Genomic DNA, 14,057 nt, shown 5'->3' on the forward strand with positions numbered 1-14,057 from the left:
GTTAGTGGAGGAACTCACGGAGGTCGGCGAGTTCCCAGGCGTTGATCACGTCGTCCGGTTCGGCCCAGCCGCGGCGTGCCGTGTGGACGCCCCAGCGCATGTATTCGAGCGTCGCAGGTCGGTGAGAGTCGGTGTTGATCGCGATCGGCGCGCCTTCCTCGAGAGCGGCCTGGACGGCACTGCCCCAGAGGTCGAGTCGGTGGGGGTCGCTGTTGACCTCGAGCGCGGTGTCGTGTTCGGCGGCGGCCGTCCCGAGCGCGGCCGCGTCGAACTCGAGGCCGGAGCGCTCGTTGAGCAGGCGGCCGCTGGGATGGCCCAGCACGTCGACCGCCGGGGTCTCGATCGCGCTGACGAGTCGGTCGGTCGCGGTCTCGGCGTCCTGTCCGAGCGCGCTGTGGGTCGACGCGACGACCACGTCCAGCGCCTCGATCACCGCCTCGGAGAGGCCGATCTCACCCGCGGCGTCGACGTTGGCTTCGATCCCGGCGAACACCTCGATCTCGGCCTCGGCACCCACGGCACGGATCGCGTCGACCTGCTCTAAGATTTCGGTCTCGGACAGACCCATCCCGCCGACGATGCCGGGGCCCTCCGCGTGGTCGGCGATGCCGAAATAGTCGTACCCCTGTTCCGCGGCGGCCTCGACCATCGCCTCGATCGTCGTGTTCCCGTCGGACCACTCGGTGTGGCTGTGGAGGTCCCCGCGGATGTCACCGCGCGTGAGCAGGTCGGGCAGGGTCCCGGCCTCGGCGGCGGCGATTTCCCCGCGGTCCGTCCGAAGTTCCGGCGGAATCCACGGCAGTCCGAGCGCCTCGTACATCCCCTCCTCGGTCTCGCCGGCGACGCGGTCGCCGATCCGCTGATCCGCCTCGTGGTCCGCGATAGCGCTCACGTCGAAGGCCCCGTACTCGTTTAGCTTCATGCCGCGATCGATCGCGTAGTTGCGCAGGCTGACGTTGTGGTCCTTGCTCCCGGTGAAATACTGCAGCGCAGAACCGAACTCCGCGGGGACGACCACCCGTAAGTCGACGCGGCTCTCGCCGACGCGAACGCTGGCCTTCTCGGGTCCCGACTCGATCTCGTCGTCGACGGAGTCCCACGCGACGAACCGCTCGACGACCGCCTCGCCGTCTTCGGTCGCCGCGAGGACGTCCACGTCGCCGATCGTCTCGCGCCACCGGCGGATCGAGCCGGCCACCTCACACCGGTCGACCTCCGGGACCGACTCGAGGAAGGCGAGCACGTCGTCCGCGAGCGGCCGCGCCTCGCCGAGCAACTGGCGCTGGCCGACCGTCCGGGCGAACTCGAGGTTCTCGAGGATGTTCCGTTCCGTTTTCGGCCCGAACCCTTTGACTTCTTGGACCTCGCCGGCTTCGGCTGCCGCCTCGAGATCGTCCAACGTCTCGATCCCGAGTTCGCGGTAGAGTTTGCCCGCGGTCTTGGGGCCGACACCCTCGATGCGGGTGATTTCGGTAATGTCGATCGGTAACTCGGCGCGGAGTGCCTCGAGTTCGTCGATCTCGCCGGTTTCGACGTACTCGACGATCTTCGACGAAATGGCGTCGCCGACGCCGTCGATGGTCTCGACGGCCTCGCGATCGCCGGCCTCGATCCGATCGGCGATCGGGGACGGATGCGCACGAATGTTCTCCGCCGCACGGCGGTACGCGCGGGGCTTGTACTCGACGCCGTCGGCCTCGAGCAGGTCCGCGAACTCCTCGAATCGGGCGGCTAGTTCCGCGTTGGTTGCCATCAGCGCCCCCTCCGTGCGCTGGCGTCGTCTTCCCGTCCCAGCGCCTTCTTGAGGAAGGACAGCCAGCGCTTGCGGTCCTGTGCCTGCTGGACCTGCTGTTCGCGCTCCAGGTTCGTCGGCCCGAGATTCTCGAGGGCGTTCAGCGCCCGATCGATCCCGATGATGCTCCCGGCGAGTGCCTCGCCTTGCTCGCGGCTGATCGCGCCCTCCTCGATCCGCTCGAGTCGCTCGCGTCGCTCGCGCCGCAGGTTCCGCTTTGCCTGCTCGACGCGGTCGCGTTCGCCGGACGGCACCGTCTCGCGACGCTTGATCTCGAAGACGAACGTCCGGAGGTCGATCTCCTCCCCCTGGACGGTGATCGTCTCCGGGATGTCCGCGCCGACGGTCGCGCCCTCGCGCTCGACGCGCTCGAGCAGTTGCTTGCGCTCGTACTCTTGCACACGCCGATATGGGCGGCGGGGATGCAAAAATGTACAGTCCCGGCTCGGAGCGAGCGGCGACGGTGAACCGCTCCCGCTCGGGGCACGCTCGCGGAACCACACGGCGTTCCACGGCCGGCTCTCGTCCCCCTCCTGAGTGGCCGGGATCGGCCGAAAAAATCCCGGCAGAAACCCCAAATCCCTTAGCGGCTCCCCACATACCCCCGATCAATGGCCAAGTGCGACGTGTGTGGGAAAGACGAAAACATGCCGTACAACTGTCGGCATTGCGGCGGCACCTACTGTGCCGACCATCGGCTCCCCGAGAACCACGACTGCTCGGGGCTGCAAAACTGGAACGATCCCCAGGGCGTCTTCGACAGCGGGTTCGACGACAACGTCAATTCGGGCGGGAGCACGTCCCGGGCCTCGAGTCTCATGAATAAACTCCCGATCGATACCGGCCCGGGCGGCCCGCTGGCGTACTTCCGCGGGAACGCGACCTACACGTTCCTCGCGCTGATGTGGGTCACGTACGCGCTTCAAGCCGCTGCCCTGATCGTTGGTGGTATCTCACTCCACCAATCCCTGTTCGTCCTCTCGTCGCAGCATCCGGAGTACGTCTGGACGTGGGTCACGTCCGTCTTCGCCCACTCACCGTTTCTCCTCCCAGGCGGTAGCTTCTTCCATATCGTGGGGAACAGCATCGTGCTGTTCTTCTTCGGGCCGCTGGTCGAGCGCTACGTCGGCTCGAGGAACTTCTCGATCCTGTTTATCGTCAGCGGCGTCCTCGCCGGGCTCAGTCAGGTCGGGATCTCGGTCGTCCAAGGAAACCCAACTGCCGTTCTCGGAGCCAGCGGTGCCGCACTCGCGATTATGGGCGTCTTGACGATCCTGAACCCCGGGCTCAAGGTCTACCTCTACTTCATCCTCCCGGTCCCGATCTGGCTGCTGACTGCCGGCTACGCCGTCATCAGCATCACGTTCCTCTCGGGTGCTATCGGCGGTGGCGGCGGCATCGCTCACGGGGCCCACCTCGTCGGCCTCGTCATCGGCCTCGCGTACGGCCAGTACGTCAAACAGAACCGGAACGTCAGCGCGCCGAATCAGCTTCAGTTCGGCGGTGGCGGTCCCGGTGGCCCGGGCGGTCCGGGCGGCCCCGGCGGCCCCGGACGCGGCCGCTTCTGATCCGAACTCAGGGGGGTACCCGCACAACCCCGCAACTGATTTTCTCGCGGCGTCTATCACCGTCAAACAGATGCACGACCCCCGCCCCGACCTCGCACCCGACGCCGGCCTTTCGCGCGAGGAGATGGAGGCCCTCCAGCGCGAGATCGCGACCGCCGCCGTCTTCGAGGACGACTTCTCGTTCGACCCCGACGTCCTCTCGAGCCCGCTCGCGACGACCGCCAGCGGTGGCGATCCGCCAACCGTCGTCGGCATCGATCAGTCCTTTCTCACGAACGACGATGGCGATCAGGACCGCGCGCTTTCCGCCGTCGTCGCCACCCGCGGCGGCGAGGTGATCGAGCGCGTCCACGCGGTGACGCCCCTCGAGATTCCCTACATTCCCGGCCTCCTGTCGTTCCGCGAGGGCGCACCGATCCTCGCGGCGCTCGAGACCCTGTCCGTCGACCCCGATCTGTGCCTGTTCGACGGGAGCGGCCGCATCCACTTTCGACAGGCCGGCATCGCGACCCACATGGGCGTCGTTCGTGACGTGCCCAGCATCGGCGTCGCCAAGAGCCTGCTCTGTGGCACGCCCCGGGCGGACACCGACGACCGCTCGACGGGGACGACGGTCGGGATCGAAGCCAACTCGAGAGTCGACGCGCCGGACGGCACCCTGCTCGGCTACGCGGTCCAGACGCGCCAGTACGACTCCCCGAACCGGCACATCAATCCGCTCTACGTCAGTCCCGGCCACCGCGTGGGTCCCGAGACGGCAGCCGATATCGCGCTCGCGCTTTCCTCGTCGTACAAACTCCCAGAGCCGGTTCGATTGGCAGACAAATACGCAGACGAAGCGAAGCAAAACCTCGGCGAGTAGACTCCGCCACTGTCCACCGGCCACAGCTGGCCGTGAACCGCCTGCGGTGGGTGGGACTTTCGGCCGTTTGCTATCCTGAACCGAACGGTCGAGTCAGTCGAAACTCATCCCAATCCGAACAGTACGGGTAGCGCGACAAACCGTCGATACTTAGGTATCGTCTCACGAACCGGTCACGCATGGCCACCGCTGAGGACGTCGAAGGGACAGACGATGACGAGCCGCGTGGCACCGTCGTCGAGGACGACCGCGGTCGCGAGACCACCGGAACCGGCGACGAAGTCACTACCGAGACAAGCGCGGACGATCGCTACACGCGCAAGCAATCGGTTCTCATCACCGGGTGTTCGTCCGGCATCGGTCGCGCGACCGCACGCGCCTTCCTCGCGGACGACTGGCAAGTCTTCGCGACGGCGCGCACCGTCGATGACATCGCGGCCCTCGAAGAGGCCGGCTGCGAGACCCTCGAGCTCGACGTCACCGATCCCGAGCAGGTCGCATCGGTCGTCGAGAGGACCGTCGACATCGCCGGTTCGATCGATTGCGTCGTCAACAACGCCGGCTACGCCCAGATGGGACCGCTCGAGGACGTCGCGACGGTCGATCTCCACCGGCAGTTCGACGTCAACGTCTACGGCCCCCACCGGCTGACCCGCGCCGCCGTGCCGCACATGCGCGCGCAAGGCGAGGGTCGGATCATCAACGTCTCGAGCGTCGCGGGGCGGATCTCGTTCCCCGGCTCGGGCGCGTACTCGGGGTCGAAGCACGCTCTCGAGGCGATGAGCGATTCGCTGCGCGCCGAGGTCGACGAGTTCGACATCGACGTCGTCGTGATCGAACCCGGCCCGGTCGAGACGGACTTCACGAACCGGGTCGACGAGGAACTGCCCGATGACGAGCGAACGCCGGCGTACGAGTCGCTGTACGAACTCTACGACGAGGCCCAACTGATCGGCGGCGGCAGCGGCGGCCCGTTCGCCTCCGACGCCGAGGACGTCGCCGAGGCGATCCTCGAGTCGGCGACCAGTCCGGACCCGCCGGCGCGGTATCCCGTCGGCCCGCTCGCCCAGTACGGGCTATACGCCCGCTTCCTGCCCGATCGGCTGCGCGATACCGTGTACGGACTCCTGCGAAAACTGGTCTGATCACCGGTCCGTTCCCTCGAGACCCTCATCGCTCGCCGTCGTATCGCTCCGCGGCCGACTCGAACCCCAGTTCCGACTGCTCGCGGCCGCGCCGCTCCTCGAGCGCCGCGATCGCGTCGGGATCGGGCGCGGCGTCGTCGGTGAGTCGCGCCCACGAGTCGTGGACTTTCGAATGGCACCACCGACAGAGGAAAACCGTGATCTCGTGGGAGAGGGACTCCTCGTCGCGGTCGTCGGCAGCCCGCGTCGCGGTCCGATCGCTCGATGGACGTCGTCCATCGGCGTAGGAAAGGTGGTGTTCCTCGAGCAGCGGGCGCTCGTCGTCGTGAGCCATCCGCTTTTCGGCGAGCCCGCAGCGAACGCACTCGCGGTCGCGGTTGCGCGAGCGGAAGTGCGGACAGTCGGCCCACGACCAGTCCGTCCCGGGGTCGACCACGGGACACTCGTAGTCGTCCGCGGCGCGCTCGCGGGCGAATTCGGGGTCGTGACCGGCGTACTCGAGAGCGTATCGACACTGGCCCTCACCGGTGAGATAGTCACAGACGCCCGCAAAGTCGTAGGGATCGTCGACGCCGACCGAGGTACCCTGCGGCGTTTTCTCCATCGTCGGTCGACCGCTCTTCGGGGACCGACCAGTTGAAGATGGCGTCCAGTTACTGCGCTCCGATGAATGAAAAATAGAATATGTTACGCCAGTGTCCATCAGCTATGGACCGACCGTCTCCGACACGACTCGCTGCCGTCGTCGTCACCGGCTGGATCGTCCTCGAAGTCACGCTGCGATGGGGGGTCGTCCTGGCTGCCGCGAGGGTCGGCATCGATCCGGGGCTGGCCGATGCCCTCGTCTTGCTCCTCGGCTTTCCGCTCATCGCCGCGGTGCTGAGCCGATACGTCCTCGAGCGAGGCCGGGAGCCGGACCGGTGGGGATGGGAGTGGACGCCCCGCTCCCTGGGCATGGGGGTCCTCGCTGCGATCGTCGGGTTCGGACTGGTCGCCGGCGCGTCTCGGCTCGATACAGTGCTGTTCGGCCTCGACTCGGCCGCCGGTGCTCGAGACGGACTGGCGACGACGACGGCGGTCCTGCTGCTCGTCGGCAACGGGCTCGTGGTTCCCGTCGCGGAGGAACAGGTCTGGCGGGGGATCGTGCAGACGGAACTCGTCGAGGAGCGGGGAGCCGTCGTCGGAATCGGGGTGACGGCCGTCCTGTTCGCGCTCAAACACGTGATCGTCGATCTCTCGATACTCCGGCTCACGACGCTGTTAACCCTCGCCGTTCTCTTCGGGGTCGTGCGCCACCGGTGGGGGACCGCCAGCAGCACCGTGACCCACGCCCTCATCAACACCGTCTCGACGGCCGGACTCGTCATCATGGCCGTCGGCTGATCGCACGCGAACTCGATGGCGCTGTCGTCCCGCGGATGTCCCGTCAGCGGGAAGGTTTTTGCCGTCCCCGCTCACACTCGAGGGCGTGCGACTCGTCCACGATCCGGCTTCCGCGGACCCGTCCCGCGACGGGGCCGCCCGTTCCGTCCTTGCGACGACGGTCGATCTCGCGGATTCGATCGCGAGCCAGACACGCGGACTCATGTTTCGGCGGCACGTTCCGGACGACTACGCGCTGGCGTTCCGGTTCGAGTCGGCGCAACGCCGCACCCTTCACATGCTGTTCGTCTTCGTTCCCATCGACGCCGTGTGGGTCGTCGACGACGTCGTCCAGCGCGTCGAGACCCTCCACCCGTGGCGGAGCGTGGCTCGCGAATCGGCCGACCTGATCGTCGAACTCCCCGCCGGCGCTGCGGCCGATGTCGAACCCGGCGACCGGCTCCGTCTCGAGGCCGAGTGAGCCCTCGGTTCGCTCCACCCGTCGGCCGCCGTCGACGGCGGTCCGGCGAAACCGGCCGCGATAGTTCCGAACCGGCGGTTTTAAGACACCGTGATACAATGTGACGAGATACAATGGCACATCATACGCCATCTGACGAGGATAGAGGAAGTCGGGGCGACCCGGCTGGGCGTGAAATTCTCCGCCGAACGTAATCGCAGTCCCAGTACTGGACCACTCTTGCCTGTAACTCACTCCCCCGAACAGACGATCGCATCGGATCGAACAGTGCGCCTTCTCGACACGACGCTTCGCGACGGCGAACAAGCGCCGGGCGTCTCGCTCTCACCCGACGAGAAAGTCGACATCGCCCGATCGCTCGAGCGCGCCGGCGTCGCCGTCATCGAGGCCGGCAGCGCCTGTACGGGCGCAGGTGAGCGACAGGCGATCTCACGGGTGACCGATCTCGATCTCGACGCCCGCGTCACGAGTTTCTGTCGCGGGATGAAAGGCGACATCGACCTCGCGCTCGACTGTGACGTCGACGGGGTCCACATCGTCGTTCCCGCCAGCGACCGCCACGTCGAGGGCAAAGTCGGCACGTCCCGCGCTAACAACCTCGAGACGACCGCGGAGCTGGTCGCCTACGCCACCGATCACGACCTCTGGGTCGAGGTCATCGGCGAGGACGGCTCTCGCGCGGACCTCGACTATCTCGAGGGACTGGCCGAAACCGCCCTCGAAGCGGGTGCGAACCGCTTTTGTTTCGCCGACACCGTCGGTCACACCGGGCCGGAACATACCCACGAAGCGGTCTCCCGCCTCGCGGATCTCGGCCCGGTCAGCGCCCACACTCACGACGACCTCGGACTGGGCGTCACGAACGCGCTCGCGGCCGTCTCTGCGGGTGCGGATCTCGTTCACTGTACGGTCAACGGGCTCGGGGAGCGCGCCGGCAACGTCGCCCTCGAGGAGGTTGCCATCGCGCTCTCACACGTCTACGACCTCGAGACGCTCGCACTCGAGGAACTGTACGATCTCGCACAGACAGTCTCGCGGGCGACGGGGGTTCAACTCGCGCCGAACAAGGCCGTCATCGGCGAGAACGCCTTCACTCACGAGAGCGGCATCCACACCGACGGCACGCTCAAAGACGACAAGATGTACGAGCCCTACGCGCCCGAGACCGTCGGGCGCGAGCGCCGACTCGCGCTGGGGAAACACACCGGCCGCGCGGGCGTCGCGGCGACGCTCGAGGAACACGGCGTCGACGCCGCCGACGATGAGATCGCCGAAATCGCGACTCGCGTGACCGAACTCGGCGACCGGGGTCGCCGGGTGACCGATGCCGATCTGCTCGCCATCGCCGAGGACGTCACCGGCGAGGATCGCGAGCGCGTCGTTGAACTGCTCGATCTCGCGGCCACCAGCGGCGGGGCCGTCCCGACCGCCAGCGTCCGACTCGACGTCGACGGCGAGGAGCGGGTCGCCAGCGGCACCGGGTCCGGGCCCGTCGACGCCGCCGTCTCCGCCGTCCGCGAGGCACTCGGCTCGATGGCCGATGCCGAGCTCGAGTCCTACCACGTCGACGCGGTGACCGGCGGGACGGACGCCGTCGTCACCGTCGAAGTAACGATGGTTCGGGACGGCCGCTCGGTGACGGTCGCCCGCAGCGAGGCCGACATCACTCGCGCGAGCGTGACGGCGATGGTCGACGCGCTCGATCGGCTGCTCGCTGCCGATCAGCAGCCGCTCACGCCCGCCGACGACTGATCGGCTCCGACCGCCGCTCGCTCGAGGCTCCGCCGTCGGCCGGCGTCGGAGTCCCGGCCGGTGGCGACCTCACGAGAAATCGAGGCCGACGGTCTGCTCGTCGAGGGCCTCCTGTCGCCTGTCGAGCATCCCGACATCCGCGTACGAGACCGGCCCGGGGACCTGATGCGCTTCGGGTCCGGGTTGGTGTCCGAGATAGGTGACGTTCGGGTTCGTTCCGATGTCCGCCAGAAGCTCGAACTGCGATTCCGGTGCGTCGACGTAGTCCCCGAAGAGCGTATCGGCGACCTCCTCCCGACTGGTAACCTCGATGTCCTGAGTCGGTCCCTCGAACCCCTCGACTGTCAGCCCGAGTTGCGTGAGCGCATCGTCGCTCTCGAGGTCGAGCCCGGTCGCTTCGATCGCGCTCACGACGTCCAGCACCGTCTGCTCCTTCTCTGGCAGGGTATCGCCCGGCGGCGCTTCCTCATCGTATTCCGTGTGGGTCAGCTCGATCCCCTTCGCGAGGGCGATCGTCTCGATGGTCAGGCCGTCGACGGCCTCGACAACGGCGTCGAGAGTCGGGTCGACTCCCGCAAGCGCCGATTCGATCGAATTCGGCGATGGCAACTCCGCGAACAGGTTGATGATCGTTCTGGCCCGGGCCGGATTCGCCTCGTATCGCTGTGGGTCACTCGCGGGATTGTTCTTGTCCCCGAACTGAATGACGTTCGGCGGACAGGCCTGCTCACAGGCGCTCGTGCCGATCAGTGCCTCGCCGGCATTGCCGTCCTGGCGAGCCGGATCGAAGACGCACTTCGACATGACACCGCGGGGAGCGCGACGACTGACCGGCCGGCCGCGCTTATCGTAAATGCCCTCCGAGTCGAGTTCCGACCGGTCGACGTTGGGGTCGTCCCACTGGAAGTAGTTGACGCCGTAAGGACAGGCCACCTGACAGTAGCGACAGCCGATACAGACCTCGTAATCGGTCAACACCAGCCCACCGTCGTCGCGCGTGTGGCGAGCCGTCGTCGGACACACCTTTTCACACGGTGCGTCGGTACAGTGCTGACAGGGTCGGACGAGATAATTGAACTCCTGAACGGCCGGATTGTCCGAGCACTCCCCGGGCTCGACATCGACGGTACCAGGGTCCGGAGACTCGACCTCGCCGTCCTCGTAGGCGAGCACGTACATCCAGTTCGCGCCTTCGTCCCAGTTGTGTTCCTGATTGCAGGCAGTCACGCAGGCGAGACACCCGTCACAGTGCTCGAGGTCGATCGTCATGCCCCACTGTGTCCCCTCGTCCGCGCCCTCGACTTCGCCCGCCGTTTCCTCGACGGACTGGGCCGGCTCTTGCTGCTCGACCGCACCCCACCCGAGACTCGCGAACCCCATCCCTGCCCCCGCCTTTTTGAGCATCTCCCGACGGGACTCGTCGCCACCGGCGAGGTCCACGAGCGTCGATCCGATCCCGCCGTCCTCGCCGTCCCCATCGTCCGGACCGGCGATCGGTCGTTCGTCCTCGCCGAACTCCGCCATCACGTCGTCGTGATACCGTTCATAGAACTCCGCCTCCGAGAGGTCCCCGCTCGTGACCCGCATGGCGTCCCGTCCCATTTCCATCCCGAGTTCCGCATCGTACTCCGTCTCCTCGAGCAGATCCTCGAGATCGTCCTGCCACGACTCGCCGAGCGGATGAAACACGTCCTCGTCCGGCGGTTCGTCGTCGGCGCTCATCGTCCCCACCGCGTTCGAGTTGCTGTCTCCGGAGTGGCGATCATTGTGGCTCCTGTCACCACACAATTCGAAGTATTCGCATAGAGACCCTGCTTGCGAGTGATGGGGTCCCGGACGCCGTCTCGATGGTCTCGCTGGCTCGCCGGACTGGGGACGAACGGACAGTACTGAACTGCTCCGTGCTACTCGATGGAGCGGCCGTGCACTCGAGGCTCGGCCGCCGCCGGGACGGCACCGCGCGTTGTCGGCCCGTTGTGACATGCACCCCTCGAGAGAACCCGTGTCGGATCGGACCACCGGCACTCGAGACGTACCGTCACGCGCCGCTCATCGGTTTGGTGTTGCAAAAGCGCCGAGAGGGAGATTTGAACTCCCGAGTCCGTGAGGACAGTAGATTTCGAATCTACCGCCTTGGCCGGGCTAGGCTATCTCGGCTCACTCTCACGTACCCGGGTGACCTTTTTACCGGTTTCGATTTTCTGTCCCCCTGTCATCGATTCGCTCACGATCGAAGCGGGGTCCGAGCCGCCCGAGTCGCGACGCCCGCCCCGCCGCGGCGAGTCGATTACCCCGTGTTCTTCATGCCGGCCGCGATTCCCTTGACCGTCAGTCGCAGGGTCCGCTCCTCGATGTCCGTCCGATGGGTGCGGTTGAGCAGGTAGACCTGCAGCATGTTCAGCGGGTCGACGTAGGGGTTCCGCCGCTCGAGGTTTTCGCCCAGCCAGTCGCGGGTATGGAGGGTATCGCGCTGGCCGATCTCGGTGATCAGATCGGTCGTTCGCTCGTACTCGCCGGCAACGCGGGGGAAGAACCGATCGCGAAGGTCGTCGGCCGCCATATCGGCGTACCGCTCGGCGATCTCGAGTTCGGTTCGCGACAGCGAGAGGGCGGCGTTGTCCAGCGTCGTCTGGAAGAACGGCCACTCGTCGTACATTTCCTGCAAGGTTTCCATCGAGCCACCGTCCTCGAGGTAGGCCTCGACGCCGGTCGCGATGGCGTACCAGCCGGGCAGGATACACCGCGATTGGGTCCAGGAGAACACCCACGGGATCGCCCGCAGGTCCTCGACGGTGCGCTCGCCCGATCTAGAGGCCGGCCGCGACCCCAGATCGAGGTCTTCGATGACCGTAATGGGGGTCGCCTGTTCGAAGTACTGGACGAACCCGTCGCTCTCGAGGAGGTCGCGATACTCCCGGCGGGCGGCGTCGGCCATGGTCTCCATGGCATCGATCCACTCCTCGTGGACCACCTCTTCGGGCTGGTCGATCGCCTGTTTGCGCGCCCGTAGCTGAGCGTTGAGCATCTGTTCGATGTTGCGCTCGGCGATGCGGGGGTTGGCGTACTTCTCGGCGATCGCTTCGCCCTGTTCGGTGAACTTGACCTGCCCCGTAACCGTCGAGTTCGGCAAGGCGAGGAGCGCCTCGTTCATCGGGCCGCCGCCCCGCGAGATCGAGCCGCCCCGGCCGTGGAACAGCCGCATGGTCACGTCGTGGTCGTCGCAGATCTCGCCCAGCCGGCGCTGGTTTTTGTATAACGACCAGTTGGCCGCGAGGAAGCCGTTTTCCTTGTTCGAGTCCGAGTAGCCGAGCATGATCTCCTGGGTCCGGCCGCGAGCCTCGAGGGCCTGCGCGTAGGCCTCGTTCTCGAACAGCGACCCCATAATCCGCCGCGCCCCCGAGAGCGCGTACTCGGTCTCCAAAAGCGGGACGATGTCGATGCCGGCGTGCTCGGGGAGGGAGACGACGCCGGCCTGATCGGCCAGGAACAGCACTTCGAGGACGTGGCTCGGCTCCTCGGTCATCGAGATGCAGTAGGTGTCGATGGCGTTGACACCGTATTCGGTCTGCCAGTCCGCGAGACTATCGAACAGCCGGAGGACCCGTGCCGAGTCGTCCGAGAGTTCGTCAGTGTCGCCCAGATCGATCACCGGCTCGTCCTGTAACACGGCGTCGGTCAGGAACTCGACGCGGTCGTCCTCCGACAGGCCGTGATAGTCGATCCCTTCGGCTTCGAGGGCGTCCGCGATGGCGTCGGTGTGTTTCGCCTGATGCTCGCGCAGATCGAGACTGGCAAGCGAGAAGCCGAACGTGGCGACCTGCCGGCGGATGGGGTCGACATGGGCGTCCACGACGCTCTCGGCCCCGTTGTTGCGCAAACTCGTCGCGATGACCTCGAGGTCCGCGAGGAGATCGTCGACGTCGTCGTAACCGCCCGGGCGGACATCGCCCACACGGCGGAGTCGCTCCCGCATGAGTTTGAGCTTCTGGCGGTACGGCTCACCGGGGTAGCGCTCTTCGGCCGTGCGAGCGCTACCGGGGAGCCGATCCCGATCGCGCTCGAGGGAGGCCTGGAACTCGGAGCCGGCGTCGATCCGACTCCCGTCCTGGCTCAGCACTCCGGAGAGACGCTTGAGCTGGGTGCGGTACTGCGCCAAGATGACCGAGCGCTGGCGCTCGAGGGTGTTGGCGGTCACCTCGGGGGTCACGTAGGGGTTGCCGTCGCGGTCGCTGCCCGCCCACGAACGGAACTCGAAGAGCTTCGGGATTTCGATGTCGCCGGGGATTTCCGCGTCGATCGCGTCGTCGAGTTCGTCGTAGACCTCGCCGACAACCTCGAACAACGTGTTTTCGAGATACCACTGGACGTTTCGGGCCTCGTCTTCGGGCTCGGGCTGGCGATTGCGGACCTGCGGCGTCTGCCAGAGGCTCGTGACCTCCGCGTCGATGTCCCGCCAGAGTTGGCGCTCCTCCTTGTCGGTCAGTAGCCGCTCGTCTAAGGTCTCGAGAGACGTCGAAATATCCCTGAGTTTGGATTTGACGGTCTTCCGACGAGCCTCGGTCGGGTGGGCGGTGAACGTCGGTTCGATGAGGACGTCCGCCAGCACTTGCTGGACGGTCTCGATGTCGGCATCGCCGAGTTCCTCGGCCGCGGTCTCAAGGCTGTCGTCGAGGGTTCCTTCGTGGGATTCAGTACGGATCGTGCGAACCCGTTCGCGCTCCTCGGCGAGGTTGATCAGCTCGAAATAGGTCGTGAACGCACGAGCGACGATCCGCTGTTGATGCGGCGAGAGCCCCTCCAGTTCCGTGACGAGGGAGTCCCGCGACTCGCGGTCCCCCGATCGGTACTCGATCGCGGCCTGGCGACTGGATTCGACGGTCTCGAACGATCTGCGGGACGTCTGCTCCTCGAGGACGGTCCCGAGCAACGCACCGAGCTCGCGAACGTCTTGTCGGACGTCCCTGTTGTGAAGTCGCATATGGTGTGGATGTGCGTGACGTGGTAAAAACCCCTAGCAGGAGCAGGACCCCACTCATACATCGTTTTCCGTGATAGTTACTGGTGGCGATACTCGGTTTGCGGGTGGCCGTCGCTA

At 66.5% G+C, this 14,057-nt stretch carries 11 protein-coding genes and 1 tRNA gene; 6 read left to right on the forward strand and 6 right to left on the reverse strand.

The window, feature by feature from the left end:
- Window position 1: 1 nt before the first annotated feature.
- Both polX and FGF80_RS03775 read right to left on the reverse strand, forming a co-directional pair.
- Window positions 2–1,753 (reverse strand): DNA polymerase/3'-5' exonuclease PolX, encoded by a 1,752-nt coding sequence (polX, locus tag FGF80_RS03770; protein WP_138652282.1) that lies wholly within the window; start codon window positions 1,751–1,753, stop codon window positions 2–4.
- Window positions 1,753–2,193 (reverse strand): DUF5788 family protein, encoded by a 441-nt coding sequence (locus FGF80_RS03775; protein ID WP_006184558.1) that lies wholly within the window; start codon window positions 2,191–2,193, stop codon window positions 1,753–1,755. Before FGF80_RS03775 ends, polX begins: the two co-directional genes overlap by 1 nt.
- Window positions 2,194–2,403: 210 nt before the next feature.
- On the opposite strand from FGF80_RS03775, the gene FGF80_RS03780 reads away from it, so the two are divergent.
- The 3 genes from FGF80_RS03780 (at window position 2,404) to FGF80_RS03790 (ending at window position 5,367) form a co-directional block, all read left to right on the forward strand.
- Complete coding sequence (locus FGF80_RS03780) at window positions 2,404–3,360, forward strand: rhomboid family intramembrane serine protease (RefSeq protein ID WP_138652284.1); 957 nt, start codon at window positions 2,404–2,406, stop codon at window positions 3,358–3,360.
- A 70-nt stretch (window positions 3,361–3,430) separates the two neighbouring features.
- A complete protein-coding gene (locus FGF80_RS03785) occupies window positions 3,431–4,222 on the forward strand; it encodes an endonuclease V (protein ID WP_138652286.1) in 792 nt (263 codons plus the stop codon).
- A gap of 179 nt (window positions 4,223–4,401) precedes the next feature.
- Complete coding sequence (locus FGF80_RS03790; protein ID WP_006184555.1) at window positions 4,402–5,367, forward strand: SDR family oxidoreductase; 966 nt, start codon at window positions 4,402–4,404, stop codon at window positions 5,365–5,367.
- Between the two features lie 25 nt (window positions 5,368–5,392).
- Here FGF80_RS03790 and FGF80_RS03795 read toward each other — a convergent pair whose 3' ends face one another.
- Window positions 5,393–5,971 (reverse strand): DUF7097 family protein, encoded by a 579-nt coding sequence (locus FGF80_RS03795; protein ID WP_006184554.1) that lies wholly within the window; start codon window positions 5,969–5,971, stop codon window positions 5,393–5,395.
- A 104-nt stretch (window positions 5,972–6,075) separates the two neighbouring features.
- Between FGF80_RS03795 and FGF80_RS03800 the strand changes: the two genes are divergently transcribed.
- From FGF80_RS03800 to FGF80_RS03810, 3 genes are all read left to right on the forward strand, one after another.
- A complete protein-coding gene (locus FGF80_RS03800; protein WP_138652288.1) occupies window positions 6,076–6,750 on the forward strand; it encodes a CPBP family intramembrane glutamic endopeptidase in 675 nt (224 codons plus the stop codon).
- An 85-nt stretch (window positions 6,751–6,835) separates the two neighbouring features.
- Window positions 6,836–7,210 carry a DUF192 domain-containing protein gene (locus FGF80_RS03805; protein WP_138652290.1) on the forward strand — a complete coding sequence of 125 codons (375 nt, stop codon included), beginning with the start codon at window positions 6,836–6,838 and terminating at the stop codon, window positions 7,208–7,210.
- A 219-nt stretch (window positions 7,211–7,429) separates the two neighbouring features.
- The gene (locus FGF80_RS03810) at window positions 7,430–8,962 is read left to right on the forward strand and encodes a (R)-citramalate synthase (protein ID WP_083864493.1); all 1,533 of its coding nucleotides are present in this window, start codon (window positions 7,430–7,432) and stop codon (window positions 8,960–8,962) included.
- A 69-nt stretch (window positions 8,963–9,031) separates the two neighbouring features.
- Here FGF80_RS03810 and FGF80_RS03815 read toward each other — a convergent pair whose 3' ends face one another.
- From FGF80_RS03815 to ppc, 3 genes are all read right to left on the reverse strand, one after another.
- Window positions 9,032–10,684 carry a 4Fe-4S ferredoxin N-terminal domain-containing protein gene (locus FGF80_RS03815; protein WP_006184550.1) on the reverse strand — a complete coding sequence of 551 codons (1,653 nt, stop codon included), beginning with the start codon at window positions 10,682–10,684 and terminating at the stop codon, window positions 9,032–9,034.
- Between the two features lie 350 nt (window positions 10,685–11,034).
- Window positions 11,035–11,119, reverse strand: a tRNA-Ser gene (locus FGF80_RS03820).
- A 130-nt stretch (window positions 11,120–11,249) separates the two neighbouring features.
- Complete coding sequence (gene ppc, locus FGF80_RS03825; protein ID WP_006184549.1) at window positions 11,250–13,940, reverse strand: phosphoenolpyruvate carboxylase; 2,691 nt, start codon at window positions 13,938–13,940, stop codon at window positions 11,250–11,252.
- Window positions 13,941–14,057: the final 117 nt, after the last annotated feature.

The organism is Natrinema pallidum, from assembly GCF_005890195.1.
In the GTDB taxonomy this organism is placed as follows: Archaea; Halobacteriota; Halobacteria; order Halobacteriales; family Natrialbaceae; genus Natrinema; species Natrinema pallidum.

What these genes read in the sequence shown, in the direction of transcription:
- polX (WP_138652282.1), bottom strand. Translation starts at nt 1,753, where the DNA reads ATGGCAACCAACGCGGAACTAGCCGCCCGATTCGAGGAGTTCGCGGAC.
- FGF80_RS03780 (WP_138652284.1), top strand. Translation starts at nt 2,404, where the DNA reads ATGGCCAAGTGCGACGTGTGTGGGAAAGACGAAAACATGCCGTACAAC.
- FGF80_RS03785 (WP_138652286.1), top strand. Translation starts at nt 3,431, where the DNA reads ATGCACGACCCCCGCCCCGACCTCGCACCCGACGCCGGCCTTTCGCGC.
- FGF80_RS03790 (WP_006184555.1), top strand. Translation starts at nt 4,402, where the DNA reads ATGGCCACCGCTGAGGACGTCGAAGGGACAGACGATGACGAGCCGCGT.
- FGF80_RS03795 (WP_006184554.1), bottom strand. Translation starts at nt 5,971, where the DNA reads ATGGAGAAAACGCCGCAGGGTACCTCGGTCGGCGTCGACGATCCCTAC.
- FGF80_RS03800 (WP_138652288.1), top strand. Translation starts at nt 6,076, where the DNA reads ATGGACCGACCGTCTCCGACACGACTCGCTGCCGTCGTCGTCACCGGC.
- FGF80_RS03815 (WP_006184550.1), bottom strand. Translation starts at nt 10,684, where the DNA reads ATGAGCGCCGACGACGAACCGCCGGACGAGGACGTGTTTCATCCGCTC.
- ppc (WP_006184549.1), bottom strand. Translation starts at nt 13,940, where the DNA reads ATGCGACTTCACAACAGGGACGTCCGACAAGACGTTCGCGAGCTCGGT.